At 61.2% G+C, this 19,491-nt stretch carries 17 protein-coding genes; 4 read left to right on the forward strand and 13 right to left on the reverse strand.

Annotation, left to right across the window (positions count from 1 at the left end; genetic code table 11):
- Nucleotides 1–90 precede the first annotated feature (90 nt).
- Together AC1Z24_RS06415 and AC1Z24_RS06420 are read left to right on the forward strand one after the other, a co-directional pair.
- Nucleotides 91–1,560, forward strand: coding sequence for a purine-cytosine permease family protein (locus tag AC1Z24_RS06415; RefSeq protein ID WP_483744985.1), 1,470 nt, complete (start codon nucleotides 91–93; stop codon nucleotides 1,558–1,560).
- Nucleotides 1,550–2,479, forward strand: a complete 930-nt coding sequence (locus tag AC1Z24_RS06420) for a PfkB family carbohydrate kinase (protein WP_483744986.1) — start codon at nucleotides 1,550–1,552, stop codon at nucleotides 2,477–2,479. Before AC1Z24_RS06415 ends, AC1Z24_RS06420 begins: the two co-directional genes overlap by 11 nt.
- A 124-nt stretch (nucleotides 2,480–2,603) precedes the next feature.
- On the opposite strand, the gene AC1Z24_RS06425 is transcribed toward AC1Z24_RS06420, so the two are convergent.
- From AC1Z24_RS06425 to AC1Z24_RS06460, 8 genes are all read right to left on the reverse strand, one after another.
- A complete protein-coding gene (locus tag AC1Z24_RS06425) occupies nucleotides 2,604–2,822 on the reverse strand; it encodes a DUF6124 family protein (protein ID WP_483744987.1) in 219 nt (72 codons plus the stop codon).
- Nucleotides 2,823–3,342: 520 nt separating this feature from the next.
- Nucleotides 3,343–6,198 carry a C2H2-type zinc finger protein gene (locus tag AC1Z24_RS06430; RefSeq protein WP_483744988.1) on the reverse strand — a complete coding sequence of 952 codons (2,856 nt, stop codon included), beginning with the start codon at nucleotides 6,196–6,198 and terminating at the stop codon, nucleotides 3,343–3,345.
- 291 nt (nucleotides 6,199–6,489) lie between these two features.
- The gene (locus tag AC1Z24_RS06435; protein WP_483744989.1) at nucleotides 6,490–7,887 is read right to left on the reverse strand and encodes a sigma-54-dependent transcriptional regulator; all 1,398 of its coding nucleotides are present in this window, start codon (nucleotides 7,885–7,887) and stop codon (nucleotides 6,490–6,492) included.
- Nucleotides 7,884–9,656 carry a sensor histidine kinase gene (locus tag AC1Z24_RS06440; protein ID WP_483744990.1) on the reverse strand — a complete coding sequence of 591 codons (1,773 nt, stop codon included), beginning with the start codon at nucleotides 9,654–9,656 and terminating at the stop codon, nucleotides 7,884–7,886. The genes AC1Z24_RS06435 and AC1Z24_RS06440 overlap by 4 nt, the downstream gene beginning before the upstream one ends.
- Complete coding sequence (locus tag AC1Z24_RS06445) at nucleotides 9,656–10,780, reverse strand: GNAT family N-acetyltransferase (protein WP_483744991.1); 1,125 nt, start codon at nucleotides 10,778–10,780, stop codon at nucleotides 9,656–9,658. Before AC1Z24_RS06445 ends, AC1Z24_RS06440 begins: the two co-directional genes overlap by 1 nt.
- 6 nt (nucleotides 10,781–10,786) lie before the next feature.
- Nucleotides 10,787–11,668 (reverse strand): alpha/beta hydrolase, encoded by an 882-nt coding sequence (locus tag AC1Z24_RS06450; RefSeq protein ID WP_483744992.1) that lies wholly within the window; start codon nucleotides 11,666–11,668, stop codon nucleotides 10,787–10,789.
- The gene (locus tag AC1Z24_RS06455; protein ID WP_259098678.1) at nucleotides 11,665–13,059 is read right to left on the reverse strand and encodes an aspartate aminotransferase family protein; all 1,395 of its coding nucleotides are present in this window, start codon (nucleotides 13,057–13,059) and stop codon (nucleotides 11,665–11,667) included. Before AC1Z24_RS06455 ends, AC1Z24_RS06450 begins: the two co-directional genes overlap by 4 nt.
- Complete coding sequence (locus AC1Z24_RS06460; protein ID WP_483744993.1) at nucleotides 13,052–13,750, reverse strand: HAD-IB family phosphatase; 699 nt, start codon at nucleotides 13,748–13,750, stop codon at nucleotides 13,052–13,054. The genes AC1Z24_RS06455 and AC1Z24_RS06460 overlap by 8 nt, the downstream gene beginning before the upstream one ends.
- Nucleotides 13,751–13,982: 232 nt before the next feature.
- On the opposite strand from AC1Z24_RS06460, the gene AC1Z24_RS06465 reads away from it, so the two are divergent.
- Nucleotides 13,983–14,789, forward strand: a complete 807-nt coding sequence (locus tag AC1Z24_RS06465; RefSeq protein ID WP_483744994.1) for a MipA/OmpV family protein — start codon at nucleotides 13,983–13,985, stop codon at nucleotides 14,787–14,789.
- A 58-nt stretch (nucleotides 14,790–14,847) separates the two neighbouring features.
- Nucleotides 14,848–15,705: a fatty acid desaturase family protein gene (locus AC1Z24_RS06470; RefSeq protein ID WP_483744995.1), complete on the forward strand. Its 858-nt coding sequence runs from the start codon at nucleotides 14,848–14,850 to the stop codon at nucleotides 15,703–15,705.
- A 127-nt stretch (nucleotides 15,706–15,832) separates the two neighbouring features.
- Here AC1Z24_RS06470 and AC1Z24_RS06475 read toward each other — a convergent pair whose 3' ends face one another.
- From AC1Z24_RS06475 to aauR, 5 genes are all read right to left on the reverse strand, one after another.
- Complete coding sequence (locus AC1Z24_RS06475) at nucleotides 15,833–16,234, reverse strand: DMT family transporter (protein WP_483746545.1); 402 nt, start codon at nucleotides 16,232–16,234, stop codon at nucleotides 15,833–15,835.
- A 23-nt stretch (nucleotides 16,235–16,257) separates the two neighbouring features.
- Complete coding sequence (locus AC1Z24_RS06480) at nucleotides 16,258–16,632, reverse strand: DMT family transporter (protein WP_483744996.1); 375 nt, start codon at nucleotides 16,630–16,632, stop codon at nucleotides 16,258–16,260.
- On the reverse strand, nucleotides 16,629–17,549 hold the full coding sequence (locus AC1Z24_RS06485) for an arginase family protein (protein ID WP_483744997.1): 921 nt from the start codon (nucleotides 17,547–17,549) through the stop codon (nucleotides 16,629–16,631). Before AC1Z24_RS06485 ends, AC1Z24_RS06480 begins: the two co-directional genes overlap by 4 nt.
- 227 nt (nucleotides 17,550–17,776) lie before the next feature.
- Nucleotides 17,777–18,103, reverse strand: coding sequence for a GlpM family protein (locus tag AC1Z24_RS06490; RefSeq protein ID WP_483746546.1), 327 nt, complete (start codon nucleotides 18,101–18,103; stop codon nucleotides 17,777–17,779).
- A gap of 107 nt (nucleotides 18,104–18,210) precedes the next feature.
- Nucleotides 18,211–19,488, reverse strand: coding sequence for a two-component response regulator AauR (gene aauR, locus AC1Z24_RS06495; protein ID WP_483746547.1), 1,278 nt, complete (start codon nucleotides 19,486–19,488; stop codon nucleotides 18,211–18,213).
- Nucleotides 19,489–19,491 lie beyond the last annotated feature (3 nt).

Consider the following 19,491-nt stretch of genomic DNA (forward strand, 5'->3'; position numbering starts at 1 on the left):
GGCTGCCTCTGCGGCCACCCATGACAGGGACGTAGAAACTGGATTCCGCACTGCCCACAACCAAAACAATTGGCATCAGGAGCCTTTGTCATGAGTTCATCCCATTCGCTTCAAAGCGCAGGACAACTGGAAACACGCGGCATCGAACCGGTCCCGGAAAACGAGTGCAACGGCCATCCGCTGCAACTGTTCTGGGTCTGGTTTGCTGCCAATATCAGCATTCTCGGTTTGCCGTTGGGCGCCACACTGGTGGCCTTTCGCGGGCTGTCGATCTGGCAGGCGATCATCGTCGCCATCCTCGGCGCGGCAGGCTCGTTTGCCGTGGTCGGGGTGATTTCCATCGCCGGCCGCCGTGGCCGGGCACCGAGCCTGACCCTGTCCCGGGCGATCTTCGGTGTACGCGGCAATATCGGCCCGACCATCGTCTCGCTGATGTCGCGCCTGGGCTGGGAGACGGTCAACACCACCACGGCCGCCTTCGTGTTGCTGTCACTGTGCTCGATCCTGTTCCATACCCCGGTCGAGGCCAAGAGTGCGCCGGGCCTGACCCTGGTGTTCATCGCCATCTTCGTATTGCTGACTCTGACCGTCTCGGGCCTGGGCCATGCGACGCTGTTGGTCATCCAGAAATGGGCGACCTATATTTTCGGCGCGCTGAACGTAATTGTCGGCGGCTTCCTCATCGCCCATATCGACTGGACAGCGGTCTTCAATGCCACTCCGGCGCCGCTCAGCGCCATGATCATCGGCGTCGGCACCATGGCCGCAGGCACCGGTATCGGCTGGGCCAACGCCGGGGCCGACATGTCGCGCTACCAGCACCGCAGCGTCAAGGCCACACGCCTGGTGGCGTCGGCGGCGTTCGGCGCGGGCATTCCGTTGATTCTGCTGATCACCCTCGGTGGCCTGCTGTCGGTGGGCAACAACGACTTGGCCTCGGCCACCGACCCGATCATCGCCATTCGCGAGCTGCTGCCGACCTGGATGGCCGTGCCGTACCTGATCACCGCTTTTGGTGGCCTGCTGCTGTCGAACAACCTGTCGGTGTACTCGGCCGGCCTGACCACCCTTACCCTTGGGCTGAAGATTAAGCGCGTGCACGCGGTGATCGTCGATATCGTGGCGATCTTCGCCGGTTCGATTTACTTCATGCTGATCGCCGACAGTTTCTACGGTCCGTTCATTACCTTTATCTCGATGCTGGCCGTGCCGATCACCGCCTGGGTCGGGATCTTCGTGGTGGACCTGATTCATCGCCATTACTACTCGCCCAAGGACCTGATGAATGTCTCGCCCGGCAGTGCCTACTGGTACAAGGGCGGCGTCGAATGGCGCGCGCTGGGTGCCTGGGCCCTGGCGATCGTCTTGGGTTTCAGCTTCACCACCGTCGCTACCACCGCCGACAATGTGCTGTTTCGCGGGATCCTGTCCGACTCCTGGCTGGGCCATAACGGCCTGGGCTGGATCGTGACCTTCCTGGTGGCCGGTGGGGTTTATGCCATGCTCGGCGGCGCTCGCGATCGCCGGGCGTTTGCCGAAGAGATTCAACATGCCCGCTAGATTGCTGCATACCGGACAGGTCGTGGTTGACCTGGTCATGGACCTGGACCACCTGCCCAGCTCGGGCGGCGACGTGTTGGCCAGCTCGGCACGTTTCGAAGTCGGTGGCGGTTTCAACGTGATGGCCGCTGCCGCTCGTAATGGCATGCCGGTGGTCTACCTGGGCCGCCATGGCACGGGGCGTTTTGGCGACCTGGCGCGCCAGGCCCTGAGTGCCGAAGGCATCGAAGTCACCGCCGCTGTTGATACCGGGCAGGACACCGGCTTGTCCGTGGCGCTGATCGAGCCGTCCGCCGAGCGTTCGTTCATTTCCTATGTCGGCGCCGAAGGCGGGCTGTCCGTGGCGGATCTGCACGGTGTCACGGTGCGGGCCGAGGACTACGTGTACGTCAGTGGCTACAGTCTGTTGCATGAAGGCAAGGTCGAGAGTCTGTTGCAGTGGCTCAAAGCCTTGCCCGAGGGCACCTGTGTGGCGTTCGATCCGGGGCCGCTGGTCAATTCGCCTGACAGTGCGCAGATTCAGGCGCTATTGCCCTTGATCAGCCTGTGGAGCAGCAATCGTGAAGAAGCACTGCGCTTCAGCGGCTGTGCCGATATCGCCACGGCACTGGACCGTCTGAGTGCCTGGCTGCCGGAAAGTGCATTGATTGTGTTGCGCGATGGCCCGCAAGGCTGCTGGTTGCGCCAGCAGGGCCAGACCCGACAGGTTCGAGGGTTCCCGGTGACGGCGGTGGACACCAATGGCGCGGGCGATGCCCATGCCGGTGTGTTGCTGGCGAGCCTGGCGGCCGGTTGCTCCGCTGAACAAGCCGCCTTGCGCGCCAACGCCGCCGCCGCCATTGCCGTGACCCGGCGCGGGCCTGCGACGGCGCCGGGGAGTGATGAGGTGTTGGCGTTGGTGACGACATCCCGGCCCTGATGCAATTTGATGTGGGACCGGCTGCAGCGGGGAAGAGGGTGGGTCACAGCCAGGTGTTGAATGTACTGGTGTCTTCCCGGCTGAAGCCGGTCCCACAGGTTTGCATTCCATTGCTGGGACGGTGTTACACCGTCAGCGAATGATCAACCATCGCAGCAATCACTTCGATCTGGTGCAGGATGCTGAACATTTTCTGCCGGGCACTGCCATCGAGGCTTTCACCGAATTCATCGGCGGCGATCTGCACGCTACGCAGCATGTCGGACGCGTGGTTCAGGGCTTGTTGCTGAGTCAGTGAAGGGTGGGCAATGAGGCGGGGTGGATCGGGGATGATTTTGTCCATGGGTAAAACTCTTGTGGATTTCCGGGAGCCGACACCTCTCGCTACCAACGATGGGTGGCGGCCGTACGCAGGTTGGTAGATCCGGTCACAAGCACCCGGCTCGCCCGAAGGCGACATGCGCACGGCCACCAAAAAATGGCCGCGGAACGCGTCTCGCAGAAGGAGACATCCCGTGCTTGTGAACATCAGATCTACCAAATCTGATCGCTGATTTTGCAGCGACCGCGCAAGGGTAGAGAGCTGAATTCATCGAAACAAGGGCTCGGGATTTTCTAGGAAATTTCACTCAAGAGAAAGAGAGGCGTCTTGCTATCGGTGGTGAAAATGACAGCAAAAATGCCACGCAGAGCTCAGATAGGAATGAGCATTGATGTGGGAGCCGGCTTGTCGGATCGCCGCACCGTGGCGATCAAGTGCGAAGCGCTCGCAATGGCATCGGTGGCTGATTCGCTAGGTGGCTTCCACAGTCAGATTTTCAGCGCCAACGTTCGCCGAGCAAGTCTGCCAAAAAAGTAGCCGATTAGGTGTGTTGTCTCTTGTGACGAGCCAAGCTGGTCGATTGTGTATAACGTTTTCCGCATCCAGGTACATCGCACGCAAATCGGCGTTCTCCGGTATGCGTTCTCTTGTGCAGGCCCAAACTGCTACTTTGGGTAAACAGTTTCCCGCACCCAGGTACGTTGCACGCATAGGAACGTTGTCCGGTGTGGGTTCTGCTGTGTTCTGTCAACACAGACGACGTTTTAAAGCTTTGTCCACAGCCCGTCACCAGACACTCAAAGGGCCTTTCTCCGGTATGCGTTCTCTTGTGTCTGGTTAAAGTAGTCGAGTCTGTAAAGCTTTGGCCGCATCCTGGGACCTCGCAGGCATAACGTTTTTCCCCAGTGTGAGTTCTCTTGTGCCTGTTAAAGTTGCTTGGATCTGAAAAAACTTTGCCGCAACCAGTGAACGAGCACTTATAGGGTATGGCTCCAGGGTGCGTTTTCCTGTGTTTCGTCCAACTGCTCTTGTGCACAAAGCTTTCCTTGCATCCTGGCTGGTCACAAATAAATGAGCTGGGCGGTAGCATCGCGCCGGGCTGAGTCGTGCTTGCTGTCGCAGGTACATGATATTGGCGAGGATCCAAGCCTATCTGATAAGAAAAGCCTGGCAGAGGCCCTGTCAGGGCTTCTGGTTCCGGTAAATCCAGTTCATCTAAATCGTCAGGAAAACGAACGCTGCTGGAGATGGACGCAACAGATGGAGTGGGAGACGGCGCGGGTGACGGGAACAGCAGATCTTCAGGAATCACTGTCTGCATACTTTGCACTGCATTGGCTGTATCCGGGTTGAATCTGCCGGAGAGCGCGTCCAGCACAAACGACCTAACGTCTTCAGGATCAATATCCTCCGGCTCCAGATCCGACCCCACCTGCCCATCCAGGTCCACCCGCGTCACCGGGTTATTGCCGACAAACCCAAACAGATTCAGCCCATCCACCGCCCCCGCAGGGTCGGGGTTGAGCCAGCGGTGCAGCCACGGCGCCAGATAACGCAGGCCGTAGTAATACAGCCCAGTTGCATCACGTTCCTTACCGCTGTAGCGCCGGGTCTTGAACGACACTTCCAGAGCATTACGCGCGGCCAGCAGCGCAGTGGCGCCAAAGGGAAAATACTCTTCGCGGCTGCACAGCAAGCCAGCGGCATCGGTTTCCAGGGTGATCGAGCCCAGGTGATTATCGAAGGTGTAATACAGTTGATCGTTGGGCATGCCCTCAGGCGGAGAGTCGTCCCAGTGCAGCAGGCGGATATTGTTGCGGCCTGCTTCGATAGTGATCATTTGCCAGCTATGGCCCGTTGCGCTGTCGGTATGCAACTCGATCCCCGGCAGGTAACGGGTCTCGGCGACATGATTGACGCCGTGGGCCAGTTGCGTGGTGTATTTGCGTTGGCGCTGACCTCCGCCGCCGTACACATAGCGCTCGCTGTCGTCATTGCCCTGAGTGCGCTTTACCGTCACCACGCGCTGCAACTGATTGCGCGCATCCCACTCCAGCGGCTGCCCGGTTTGCAGTTCCCGGACATTGCCATTGGCGTCGAAGGCGTTTTCGATCTGTTCGCTATCCAGGCCTTCACGCCAGGGCAGGGCTTTGTTAGATATATCTGACACTTCCATACGCAGGCTGTGTTGCTGGTTATTCTGGCCGCTGTGTTGCATCAACAGCAGATTGCCAGCGCTGTCGTAGTCATAGTGCCGGGTGTACGCACCGATCAAGCCTGGGTCAACGGGATGGTCGATAAGCTCGGGCAAGTCCGGACCGTTTCCGGCGCCCAGGCGTTCACGGCCGGTGGCCTGGATCAGTTGATATAAGGTGTCGTAGTCGTAGGTATTGATTGGCTCAATGCGACGATTGGCGTGATAGAGGGTGTCGATACTCCGGTCTTCATGACGGATGACATTGCCCACCGGGTCGTAGTCATAGCGCAGGTCCTGCAACTTTGTTGCCTGCCGATGGCACTGTAAGCGCATTAAGTAACCACTGGCTGGATCGTACTCCGTGAGGGTCACCAGGCCGTTGCCTGCCGACTGACGCTCAACCTGGGCAAAGGCGTTGTAGCGTATTTCGCTCACCAGCGTATGCACTGTTGAGAGTCCGGCAGGTTGCAGCTCACTGCGGGCCAGGCGCCCGGCAACGCTGTAGTGCTGTTGCAGGCAATTGCCCTTTGCATCGATCTGTTCGAACAGCTCGCCGCTGGCCAGGTAGCGCCGTTGGGTGGTCAGTCCCTCGCCGGGCTCCAGCAGCGCATCGTGTGCGGGCATATTGTCGGGCCAGTTCGGCGTATCCAGTGCGATCAGGAAGTGCTGGCGTTCCTGCTGCATCAATCCGTTGAGGTCATAAGAGAGAAAATGCCGGGTGCCCGCCGGATCGTCATGGCGCAGGCAGCGGTTGCAGAGGTTGTGATCTGCGTCGGCATCCGCAGCCCCGTAGCTGAAGCGCTCTACACAGCCTTCATTTTCAAAAATCGCCGTTGGCCGCCGCAAGGCGTCGTACTCCACCTCGGCGTGGCAACCCCTGCTATCCCAACTGTCCTGACGCAAGCCATCTTCGCCAACCAATTCGACGCGCCAACCGGCATCCACACTGTCACTGGCCAGTACCCGACCTGACAGGCTGAAAACCGCGCTCAGGTTGTTGCGCCCGGCCTCGCCCTGAGCGAAAAAGCGCGGGTCCTGATGCTGCACCGGGCGCCCGGCGGAATCGAAGCGATGGTGAGTGATGCGTGGTTCAGCAGCAGTGGCTGCATCGTTGCGATGCCATGCGACATCCCGCACTGCCGGCCCGCGTGGGTCGATGACGGTAAGGGTTGGGGTATGGCGGTGCAGGGCGGATGACATGGTGTGGCTGACGGAGATTGAGGGTCTGTTATCAGTTTAGTCAGCGGATATGGGGAAAGATTTGAGGCGGTTCCGTTAGTCGGTCGGGGTTAGATCGATTGGCGATAGTGGTGAGGCGAAGGTTTTACTATCGGGTCGCAAAACCACGCCCGAATTGCACCGCAGAATTCAAATTGCAATGAAACTCTCTGGGAGCAAGCTTGCCCGCGAAGAGACCGGTTAATCCGATACATTATCTGCGGCTGAAAAATAGCCTTCGCGGGCAAGCCTTGCTCCCACGCGATATCAACCTCAGCGCGCAATCTTGTCCACATGTATCTCCAGCTTCTTCAGCCGATACCACAGGCTGCGCTCGGAGATGCCGATCAGTTGTGCGGCGGCGGCCTGGACGCCGTTGGTTTCTTGCAGGGCGGCGAGGATGTAGGCTTTTTCCACTTCTGCCAATGCGGCGTCGAGGTCCTTGGGGATGCCGGGGCCGTCGCTGAGGATCGCGGCGGCGCTGTTGCTGACGGGCCTGGCGCCGAACAGATAGCCCGGCAAATCCTGCTCTTCGATGGTGTGGCTGGCAGCGACGATGGTGGCGCGTTCGACGCAGTTCTGCAGCTCGCGGATATTGCCCGGCCAAGGGTAGCTGGTCATGGTCAGCAGGGCGTCGGCGCTGAAGCCGGTAATGCGCTTGCCCGCCGTGGCGCCGAGGATATGGGCGAAATGCCGGGCCAGGGGGGCGATGTCTTCGACCCGCTCGCGCAGGGCGGGCAGGGGAATCGGGAAGACGTTGAGGCGGTAGTACAAATCCTCACGAAATTCCTTTTTCGCCACGGCTTCGAGCAGGTCTTTGTTGGTTGCGGCGATCACCCGCACATCGACCTTGCGCTCGCGGGGGTCGCCTACCGGTTCGATCACCCGTTCCTGCAAGGCGCGCAGAATCTTGGCCTGCAAGGCCAGGGGCATGTCGCCGACCTCATCGAGAAACAGCGTGCCCTTGTCCGCTTGCTGGAAGCGCCCGATGCGGTCGGCCACGGCGCCGGTAAAGGCGCCCTTGCGGTGGCCGAACATTTCGCTTTCCAGCAGGCCTTCGGGGATGGCCGCGCAGTTCACCGCAACGAAGGGTTTGTCGGCGCGGTTGCCATGCTTATGGATGGCCCGGGCGACCATTTCCTTACCGGTGCCGCTTTCGCCGGTGAGCAGGATGGTGGCGCTGCTTTCCCGTACCGAATCCACCGCCTGCAAAACGCGACGAAAGGCTGGGCTTTCGCCGACCAGGCTGTCGATCTGTTGATGCTCGTCGAGTTCGGCGCGCAGGCGCTGGTTGTCGCGCAGGATGTCGCGAAACTGCAGGGCCTTGCTGACGGTGATATCCAGCTCGTCGATATCGAAGGGCTTGCTGATGTAGTCGAAGGCACCGTTGCGCATCGACTGCACGGCGTTTTTCACCGTGCTGTAGGCGGTCATCACGATCACTGGCAAGTGCGGGAAGCGCACTTTGATTTCCGCCAGCAATTGCGGGCCGTCCATGCCGGGCATGCGCCAGTCGCTGATAACCAGGTCGATCTCTTCGCGCTCCAATACGGTCAGCGCGTGCAGGCCGTTGCCTGCGGTGAACACCTGGATGCCGTTCTGGCTCAGGGCCGAGGCCAGCAGGTCGCAGAGCTTGGGCTCGTCGTCCACCACCAGCACGTTATGACTCATGAGGGCTTTCCTTCATCGCTGTGTTCATGGTTGGGCAGGTACAGATTGAACGTCGCCCCGGCGCCGGGTTCGCTGACGCATTCGATGCGCCCGCCGTGGTTTTCCATGATCGAGTAGACCTTGGCCAGGCCCAGGCCGGTGCCCGAGGCCTTGGTAGTGACAAAAGGCGTGAAGATGCGTTCCAGCATATCGGCTTCTATGCCCTGACCGGTATCGGTGACGCTGATCACGGTATAGGGCGCTTCGCTGGCGATGCTGAGGATCAAGTGCCCGCCGCCGGGCATGGCGTCGATGGCGTTGAGCACCAGATTCAGGCAGGCCTGAGTCAGCTGGCGGCCATCGACATAGATCATCGCGTTGCGATCCTGTTCGACGATGCTGGCTTCGACATGGTGGGTCTGCAGCTCAGGCGCACAGAAACCCAGCAGATCCTCGAGCAGCGGGCGCGCCAGTTGTGTCGAGCGAATGGGCGCACTGGGGCGGGCGAAGTCGAGGAAGTCGGTGATCAGATCGTTGATCCGGGTGACTTCGCTGATCACGTATTCCAGATGGCGCATATCGGTTTCCGGCAGGCTGGCGCGGCGGTGCAGCAGTTGCGTGGCGGTCTTGATGATGCCCAGCGGGTTGCGGATCTCGTGGGCCAGGCCCATGGCCACTTCACCCAGGGTGTGCAGGCGGTCGCGGCGGCGCAGCTGGGATTCCAGATGTTGCAGCTCGCGCAGGCGTTCGGTCATGTGGTTGAAGGTCACGCTCAGTTCGGCCAGTTCATCGCTGCCGATGACTTCCACCTGTTGGTGATAGTCACCGGCGGTGACCGCGCGCACGCCAGCCGACAGACCGCGCAGGGGCAGGGTCAGGCGCCGGGAAATCAGCCAGCCGACACTCAGGGACAAGGCCGAACCGACCAGCAGGATCAGCACGAACAGGTTGGTCTGGTTGACCAGCCCGACCAGGCTCGAATGGCGTAACAGGCCGCTGAACACCACGCCCTGCATCTCGCCGCTGTCATTGAAGATCGGCGAATACAGGCCGCTGTAGCGCGAGGTGGACTGTTCGCTGGCGGCTTTGGTGTCGCGCAGGATCTGCTCGATCTTGTGCGGCACCAAGGCCGGGTGATCCTCGAAACGCTGGGTCGAGAACACTTCGCCGAAACCGACCTTGTTGCTCAAGTACAGGCGCAGGTCCAGAGAGTGCACGTCGGCCACACTGGTGAGAAAACTGTCGTCCAGGTAAGTGGTGATCAGCAGCTCGTAATCGATGCCATCCTCGGTGGTGTGGAAGGTGGAAACGACGGCGCCGACCTGGGTGCCGCCGTTCTGCAGGGTCTGCAGCACGGCATTGGGCGCCAGGCTGATCTGCGCGACCACATCGTCGGGCGCTGTGGAATAGATCACTTTGTGATCGCTGGTGCGGATCAGCGCAACCACATCGATGCCCATGGCTTGGGCCGTGTCGGCGATCATCCGGTCGTGCTTGCTGCCCATGTGCACCACCGGGTGGGTGTAGGTCAGGAACAACTGCGCGACCCGGGCGTTGTCGCGAAGGATCTCGCTGATCTCATCTTCGACGATGCGCGTCGACTCCTGCAGCCAGATGCGCACGTTGCTTTCGAAAATCTGCGACAGGGTGGTCGCCGCCAGTTCTGCGGCGATCATCGTCGGAATGACGCTGACGAGCCAGAACGCCAGGACCAGCTTGCGTTGCACGCTCCAGCGCGACAGGGAGAAAAATGTTTCGTTGGTCCGGGTCTGGTTCTCAGTCTGAGTCATCAATGTTCGCTTATTGCCGCCGCCATGGCGGGATCGTGTCGGTCGGGGCGGATGATCAGTTTGACCAGCTTGAGCAGGTTGTTGAGCAGCCAGTTGCGATGACGGAAGAACAGCATATTGCCCTCAAATCGGCAACCGTAACGGATCTTGTTGGCGTAACCGGCCTGGCCGGCTTCGTAAACGGGAATGCGATGCTGGATACAGTAGTCGACATTGGCCAGCCAACTGCGTGCGTACAGGTTATGTCCGCGGGTGTGCTGCGGGTCATGGGCGAAGAACTTGTCGATCAGGCGCCGTTCGTCCAGCAACATCAGGTTGAAGGCCACCAGTTGTTCATCGACCCAGTACAGCACACAGACCGCGCGCTCTTCGAGCTGTTGCAGGATGCCGGTGAAATAGTCTGGCCCCAGGCGTTCGAATTGCAGGTCGCTGCGGGCCAGGGTGGCTTCGTACAGGCGCATGATGTCCGCCAGCACGTCGTCGATGTTGTGTCGCCACTCGATACGCGGCGCCGGCCCGCGCAGGATCCGGCGCAGGTCCTTGCGCGTGGATTTGCCCAGGGAGCCAAGGTACGCCTCGATGGAGCCGAACTGCACCGGCAAGGTTGAACTGGGCAGGCTGGGCATCGATTGCAGCCCGGCGTCACGGCAGGTCTGTACCCAGTGCTCGTCGGCAATGGGCGCATCCTTGACCGCCAGCAGGCCGATGCCAAAGCTGTCGGCGTCCCGACGCGCCAGTCGCAGCAGTTCGCTGAGCAGATGTCGACGCTGATGCGCAGGCACGCTGCTGGCAGTACCGGCATTGCATTGCTCGGCCACGGGTGAACCGATGCAGTACAGCGACACCTGTAAGGCGCCGGGCCACAGGCTCTGGAGCTTTTCGGTCAGGCGCTTGCCCGCGCCCTGCATGGTGGTGTCGAGGCTGTAGTGGGTGATAAAGGCCGGGGCCACCGCGAGCAGTAACGGTCCTTCAAACAGCGCCAGATAGCGCCAGCGAAACTCGGCAATACCGGCTTTTTCCACTGCCAGGTAGTAGTCCCAGTCTTCCAGGGAGCCAGGGAAGCAATCGTTCCATTGTTCGCGGTCGATGTCCTGGATGCTGGCGAATGCTTGAGCAGTGATCATTAGTAGTCAGGCCAGTTGTCGCTGTTCATGGAAAGGCGTCGCCTGGGCCTCGCGACTGGTGGCAGCGGTGCGGGTCTCGATGAAACTGGCGCTCAGGGCCACTACTTCGCGGTACTGCAAATCGACCGTGATCATGTGATAGCAGTTATCCAGCAGCACCTTGACCACCGGGCCGCCAATGCGCCGTTCGATGTAGTCGGCGTTCCAGCGGCTGGTGATGTCGTCTTCACTGGAGTGCAGCACCAGGGTCGGCGTGGTGATCGTCGGCATGCGTCGCTTGACCACCGCAATCAGCCGATGCAGTTCGCGCACGCTGACCCCGGACATGGTCAACAGCCCGGCATTGCTGCTTTCGCCGTCTTTCATCTGCCGTTCGACGATGGCCCGCAGGCGCGGGTTCTTGATGCCATAGGGCGGTTTTTCGTTGAAGCGGCAGATATGCACGCCAAACGGAATCGCCATGAAAATATGGGTGAACTTGGCGGCGAACGGCATGTTCCAGCCGTCGTAGCGCAAGGTGGTGGAATACAGCAGCAGCCCGGCGATCTGCCCCGGATGCTCGGCGGCCATGTGCATGGACATCACCGCGCCCATGGACAGCCCGCCGACGAAGACCTGCTCGTGACGCGCGCGGATACCGACGAAAGCGCGGCGGGCGCTTTCGTACCAATCGGTCCAGACCGTGCGTTGCAGGTCGTCGTTGTTGCCGCAGTGCCCGGCCAGGGTTGGCACGTATACCGTGCAACCCCGGTCTGCCAGGCCCTGGGCCACCCGACGCAACTCCGTCGGGGTGCCCGTAAGGCCGTGGATCAACAGCACCGCGACGCGACCATCGCCAAGCACGAAACCGGCATCGCCTTCGCCCATGTCGATCGCGGCGTCGTTCATCGTTTCATGGCCCGGTGCAGCAGGCGGTCGAGCAGGGCCAGGCCCAGGTCGATTTCGGCATAGCTGATTTCCAGCGACGGGGCCAGGGTGATGACGTTCTTGTAGTAGCCGCCCACGTCGAGGATCAGGCCCAAGCGCTTGCCGTCGATTTCGATGTCGCCCTTCATGCCTTCGTCGACCATGAAGTCCAGGGTCGCCTTGTCCGGGGTGAAGCCGTCCGGACCGCAGATTTCGCAGCGCAGGGCCAGGCCCAGGCCGTCGACGTCGCCGATGATCGGGTAGCGCTTCTGCAGGTCCTGCAGGCCGGCCAGGAAGTATTTGCCCTTCTCCATGACCATCGCGCCGTAGTCGATCTCGGAAGTCATCTTGAACATTTCCAGGCCCACGGCAGTGCCCAGCGGGTTGGAAGCGAAGGTGGAGTGGGTCGAGCCTGGCGGGAAGATCTTCGGGTTGATCAGCTCTTCACGCGCCCAGATGCCGCCCAGCGGGTTGAGGCCGTTGGTCAGCGCCTTGCCGAACACGATCACGTCGGGTTTGACGTCGAAGTGTTCGATGGACCACAGCTTGCCGGTGCGATAGAAGCCCATCTGGATTTCATCGACCACCATCAGGATGCCGTGCTGGTCGAGGACCTGCTTGAGCTCGCTGTAGAAGTTCATCGGCGGAATCACATAGCCGCCGGTGCCCTGGATCGGCTCGACGTAGAAGGCGGCGTATTCGCTCTGGCCGACTTTCGGGTCCCACACGCCGTTGTATTCAGTCTCGAACAGACGGGCGAATTGCTTGACGCAGTAGCTGCCGTATTCTTCCTTGGTCATGCCTTTGGGGCCGCGGAAGTGGTACGGGAACGGGATGAATTGCGCGCGCTCGCCGAAGTGGCCGTAGCGGCGGCGGTAGCGGTAGCTGGAAGTGATCGACGAAGCACCGAGGGTGCGGCCGTGGTAGCCGCCTTCGAAAGCGAACATCAGGCTCTTGCCGTTGCTGGCGTTACGCACGACTTTCAAAGAGTCCTCGATGGACTGGGAACCGCCGACGTTGAAGTGCACGCGACCGTCGAGGCCGAACTTCTTCTTGGCATCCACTGCGATGTGTTCCGACAGCTCGATCTTGCCTTTGTGCAGGTATTGGCTGGCAATCTGCGGCAGGGTGTCGATCTGTTGTTTCAGCGCATTGTTCAGACGCGGGTTGGCGTAGCCGAAGTTGACCGCCGAGTACCACATTTGCAGGTCGAGGTAGGCCTGGTCGCTGGTGTCGTAGACATACGAGCCTTCGCAACGGCTGAAGATGCGCGGCGGATCGATGTAGTGGACGGTGTCGCCGAAGGAGCAGTACTTGGCTTCTTTTTCCAGAAGAATCTGGTCTTCGGGGGTCGCGATGCGGATATCAGACATGGTGGAAGAGTTCCTGCTGTTCAAGAGGGAGACGAGTGACCGCTGGGGTGATGCTCTGCGGCAACAGGGCCAGCAGCGCGGGTAGTTCGGCGAAGGAGTCGAAGCGGACGTGGGGGATGCCATTGCGCTCGCAATAATCGGCCAGGCTGTTCTTGGCGAAGACGAAGTCGGCGGTCGAAGCGACGCACATATCGGACTTGCCGTCACCGATCACCAGCACGCGTTTGCCCTGCGGGGTGGACTTGCATTTGCAGTTGCCCGAGGCTGCGCGGCAGGCGTCGCTGGCGTAGGGGAAGACGATGCGCCAGCTGTCCTGATCGACCTGGCGCAGGCCGTTGGCGATGATCGGCAGCAGCGGGCAGTCGTTGCGCGAAAGGATGCGCGCGATGCCTTGCTCGAGACCGTCACTGACCACTGCCAGGCTGGCGCCACGGCCCATGACCAGATCGACGAAGGCTGAGAACGCCGGGTCGATTTCCACGCTGTCGAAGTGTTCGAGCAATTGCGCCGGGTATGCCTTGACCAGCGCCAGTTGGCGGCTGAGACATTCACGGGAGCCGATCTGGCCGGACAACCATTCTTCTTCGATAGCTTCCCAGCTCGGATCAGCGAACCTTTCCAGGATGCTGTCGATCACGTCGGTCCGGGTGATGGTACCGTCGAAATCACACACGATATGCCAGTGCATCATCTGCATTTGCCTATGTTGATTAAGGCGCTCATTGCGCTGTCGGAAGGGGTAGAGCAGGGACTGTGCCAAAGGGCCGAAAGCCAGCAGGGCTGGGCCCTTGCCGAGGTTGAAGGGGAAAAGGAGGCGGCGAAGCTACAATTTTTGTAGCTCGCTACAAACAACATCAGTGCTTGCGCAGGACGGGGCGGGTGGTGATTGATGCCGTCATGTTCAACTGCCCGAGGTCTTGTCCATGCCGCCGTTCAAACACGCGCTGCCATTGCTATGCGCCTTGTTTTTCAGCGCTTTCGCCCATGCCGACGAGGTCTCGGACACCCTCGACAACCTCGGCCTGGGCGGCCTCAAGGGCATGGCGGGCGCGGGCTATGCCTATCGGCCCTACGACCCCACGGCCAGCCATTACGAGTTCAAGCCGATTCCCTATCTGGACCTGAGCCTGGGCAGCATTGACCTGGACTCCGAAGACGGCCTGTCGTGGAACGCCCTCAAGCTCGACGGCTGGAGCGCCGGGCCGTTCGTCAACTACGTGCCGGGCCGCGATGGCGACGATCAGCTGCGTGGCCTGCGCAATGTGCCGGGGATGGGTGAGGTCGGTGGCTTTGTCGAGTACAGCCCGTTCGAAGGCCTGCGCGCCTTTGCCCGCACGGGCCATACCTTCGGTGGCGCCAGTGGTCAGGGCGGCATGCTGGCGCAGCTTGGCAGCGAGGCGGATTACCCGTTGGGCCCGCAGAACATGGGTATTTTTGGCGGTACGACAGTCACCGCGCATTACGCCAATGCCGAGCAGACCCGGACCTTTTTCGGCGTCAGCCAGCAGGAGTCGGCGGCCTCGGGCATTCGTCCTTACCGCGCCAGCGGCGGTCTGCAGGACATTACCCTGAGCCAGAGCGCGGCTTTTCCACTGGTGGGGAATTGGTCGCTGCTGACCAGTGTCAGTTGGGTTCACCTGACTGATTCTGCGGCCGACAGCAGTATCGTCAAACAGCGCGGCAGTGCCGATCAGGGCGAGGTGGATGCGGCGCTCGCCTACCACTTCTGAAGATTGGTCTGACGTTTGCAATGGCCCTGAAAGACTCATCATTTCGAGGTGGTTTTTCATGGCTCGTCCCGTTTACCGCTGGCTCGCCCATTCGCTCTGGGACCTGATCCCGATTGCCATGGGCCTGGCGCATTTTGCTTTCGTGGTCTGGCTGGTTGCGGCCTTCCACAGCCTGTCGTGGTGGGCCCTCGTGCCCCTGGCGCTGCTGTATGCCGTGAGCCTGTCGTGGAGCATCAACAGCATTTCCCACAACCAGATTCACAATGCCTACTTCACAGCGCCGTGGATGAACCGCGCGTTTGACCTGCTGCTGTCGGTGACCATCGGCTTTTCCCAGACCCTGTACCGCGATATCCACAACCGCCATCACCGCGGCAACTCTGATCTGCCCGACGCTCGGGGCGAAACCATCGACCCGCTGTCGATCTACAAGCATGGCCGTGACGGCCAGCCGGAAGCACTCTGGAGTTACGTGTTCCTCAGCATGTTCCGCGACGATCCCAAGGCGTTCTACGAGGAAATGCAGCGCAAGCGCCCGGCCGATGCGCGCTGGGTCAAAGTGGAAATCTACCTGACCATCGCCTTCTACATCGGCCTGGCGTTCTATGACTGGCAGGCGGTCCTGCTGCTGTTGCCGTTCTGGTATCTGGGCCAGTCGCTGTCGTCGCTCAATGGCTATTACGAACACCTGGGTGGCAACCCCGAACTGCCGATTGCCTGGGGCGTGAGTTCATACAGCGTGCTGTACAACCTGATCTGGATGAACAACGGCTACCACGCCGAACACCACTACCGGCCGAAAATGCACTGGACCCGGGTCAAGGCGTTTCATCGGCAGATCCGCGAGCAGCAGCGCGAGGCGGGGGTGAAGGTGATGCCGGTGTCTCATGGGTTGGGGTTTTTGTTGCGCAGGTAATCCAGCGGCAAGCCTCGTTCTGTGGGAGCGAGGCTTGCCCGCGAAAGCTATGTTTCTGACTCAGACGATCTTTCGGACGTACTAACCAATTCGCGGGCAAGCCTCGCTCCCACAAAAGCTACTGCGGCTATCCGTTATCCCCCTCTGCCAACAACGCAATCCCGCCAATGATGATCCACACCCCTACCCAGTGCAGCCAGCTGATGTGCTCGCCAAGGCCCAGCCAGGAGCCGAGCAGCACGCCGACGAACACCAGTGAACTGAGGGGGAAGGCCACGCTCAGGTGGGTGCTGCGCAGGATCAGCATCCAGATCAGGAACGACGCCGCGTAGCAGCCCACCGCGACCAATACCGCCGGGGTAGTCAGGGCGGTGATCAGCCAGTTCAGGCCGAAGCTCATGTTGGTCAGGTCATCGCCGCCCAGCTTCATGGCGATCTGTGCAGTGCTTTCGCTGGTGATCAGCATGGCCCACAGGGCAACACTGGTGCTGCGCTTGGCCAGCCAGTTATGGGTGGTGGAAGGGCTCATGATGGATTCTTCGTTCATTGCGTTCAGCCTCCAGTGGCGATGACCAGCATGACGCCGCCGGTAATGACCAGCGTGCCCAGCCAGCGGCGGCGGCTGACGGCTTCGCCGAGGACCAGGCGCCCGGCCAGGACTACGCCGCAGTAACTCAGGCTGGCCGCCGGAAACGCCACGCTGAGCGGGGCGACGGATAACACTTCCAGCCAAACCAGAAACTCGACGATGTAGGCCGCGATACCCGCCCACAGCAGCGGCGCGGCCATCAGTTGCAGCCAGAAACCGCGCAGGCGAAAGCCGCCGTCCTGCTCGGGCAGGCGATCCAGGCCGAGCTTGAAGGCCAGTTGGCCGATCACGTCGAGGAGGATGGAAAAAGCGATCAGCAGAATGATGGACGGGGTCATGCAAACACCTCTTCGAACAGGTCGATCAAGGCGCCGTTGGTATAGGCGTTGCGCAGGATATCCAGCTCGCTCCAGCGTTCGGCCGGGGGCTGATCGGACTTGGCTTCCCAGCGCTTGAGCGGGTTGCTGTAGGCCGGTTTGGCGAACTCGCCGCAGACATCGACGCCAATGACCCGCTTGCGCGCCGCCAGCAGGCACAACGCCTGCAAGAGGTGGGACAGACGCATACCGCCCTGATCCCAGTTGGTGGCGGCGTCTTCGCTGGCCAGCACGTCCTTGTCGATGGTGATCCAGATGGCCTCGGTGGGCAGGCTGTCGATCAACCTGGCGAGAAAGCGCGGCCAGTCCTGTTCGGCGAGGTTCTTCCAGTGCAGGTGGTTGTCGCGCTGCTGATGGCCGGGACCGTCGCCGATATACCCCCAGACTTTCGACGGCGCGTGCTGCCAGGGAAACAGCTGCAAGTCGCCGCGCTTCAAGGCACCGAGATTGCCGCCGCGCAACTGCGGGTTATGCAGGTCGTCGCTGCACGGGCCGAGGGTGACGATGCGCTTGATATTCGGCATCTTCAGCGCGCGGTTGACCCAGGAGCCGCAATGACGACGGGGCGCCAACTGAACCCAGTCGGGGTGATTGTCGAAGTGGATCAGGGTCACCGGTTCCGGCAGGTCGGTGAGGAACGCCGGCGTCAGATGGTGATAGTCACCGGAGCCGACAAAGTAGATTTCCGGCCGCTTGCCCACGGGCCGGGCGCGTTGTTGCAGGCGCTGGGCGAAGCGTCGGTAGTTTTTTTCCGTGGACCACAGGCGCAGTTTCGGGCCCAGTTCCAGCAAGTCGATGCGCGTGGCGCGGCCATCGGCCAGACGCTGCGCGATCGGCGCCTGGGCGGTCAGACTGTGGTCGAGATCGAGAATATTCAAAGGTCGGATTCACCTGTACCAATCCCGCTCAGACACCGGCTTTATTGAATATGAAAGCCGGCCGGGCGGGCCTGGGAGGGGTGAATGCAAGGGGTGGGCCAGCCTTTGTATTCAGGCCGAGAGCTGTTCGTTGGAGCGAGGCTTGCCCGCGAAGATAAAAACGCTGGGTGTCTGGCAAACCGCGTCGTTCTCTTCGCGGGCAAGCATCGCTCCAACAACGTTGACGGTTAATGCAGCCGAACCCAAATGGTCACCAACAGCGTCGCGGCGATCAGCCAGGCGAGAGCCGCCAGGGCCAGGGAGATCTCCAGACGCAGGCGATCGACCAGCAGGTACAGGGCGGCGAGGTAAACGAAGTAGGGGATGATCGACCACATGCCGAAGACGATGGTGGTCTTCAGGTCTTCCAGTGAGCGGCCCTTGCCGACAATGTAGTGGGCGATCAGGGCGAAGGTGGGGAACAGTGGCACCAGCCCTGCGATGTAGTAGTTTTTGGTCTTGGCCAGCATGGCCAGGATGACGACGACGGCGCCGCCGAGCAGTGCCTTTAAAATCAGATCCAAGAGAGGCAGCCTCTAGTTGCGAGCTTCGAGCTTCGAGCTTCGAGCTAAAAGCGATTAAGTGGTGTTTTTTCTTGCAGCTCGTAGCTCACAGCTGCCCTTCAACCCAGCCCATACTTCTTGACCTTGTCAAACAGGGTGGTCTTGGCCATCCCCAGTTCCTGACTGGCCTGGCTGAGGTTGCCGCCGCTGCGTTGCAGGGCGTCGCCGAGCAGGTTGCGTTCGAAGGCTTCCACGGCTTCGGCAAAGCCCAGACTGTGGCTTTCGTTTTGGCTGCCGCTTTTCTTGAAGGCGGGCAGGCCCAGGGCGTAGCGTTCGGCGACGTTGCGCAGTTCACGTACGTTGCCCGGCCAGTCGTGGCCCATCAGGGCTGACATGGTCTGTGAGTCCAAGGGCTGTGGCTCGCGGTCGAAGCGCAGGGACGACAGCTGCAGGAAGTGTTCGAACAGTTGCAGGATGTCTTCGCGGCGCTCGCGCAGCGGCGGCAGTTCCAGCGTCACGACATTGAGCCGGTAGTACAGGTCGCTGCGGAACTGGCTGGCGCGGCTCAACTGGTCGAGATCGGACTTGGTCGCGGCGATTACCCGGCAGTCCACGGCCACGCTCTGGTTCGACCCCAGGCGCTCCAGGGTGCGTTCCTGCAAGACCCGCAGCAGCTTGATCTGCAGGTTGATCGGCATGCTTTCCACTTCATCGAGGAACAGCGTGCCGTTGTGCGCGTGTTCGATCTTGCCGATGCGTCGCTTGCCTGCGCCGGTAAAGGCGTTGGCTTCGTGGCCGAAGATTTCCGATTCGAACAGGTTCTCCGGCAGGCCGCCGCAATTGAGGGCGACGAACTGTTGGGTGTGGCGGCGGCTGAAGTCATGCAGGCAACGGGCGACCAGTTCCTTGCCGGTACCGGTTTCCCCTTCGATCAGCACGTTGGCCGAGGTGTCGGCGACGTTGGCGATCAGGGCGCGCAGGTTCTGCATGGCCGGGGAGCGGCCGATGATTTTGCCTTCCAGGGAATCGCGCTCGGCCAGTTGTCTGCGCAGGGCAAAGACTTCCCGGGCCAGCCCGCGTTGTTCCAGAGCGCGGCGGGTGACGTCCACCAGGCGCTCGGGGGAGAAGGGCTTTTCCATGAAGTCGTAGGCGCCGTCGCGCATGGCATTGACCGCCATGGAGATATCGCCGTGGCCGGTGATCAGTACCACCGGCAGGCTGCGGTCCAGGGCCTTGAGCCGGGTCAGCAGTTCCAGGCCGTCGACGCCCGGCAGGCGGATATCACTGATGACGATGCCGGCGAAGTTTTCGCCGATGCGGCTCAGGGCCTCTTCGGCGCTGCCCACGCCTTCGCTGTGGATATCTTCCAGGGCCAGGGCCTGTTGGCAGCCGAGCAGGAC

Source organism: Pseudomonas sp. JL23 (assembly GCF_056933585.1).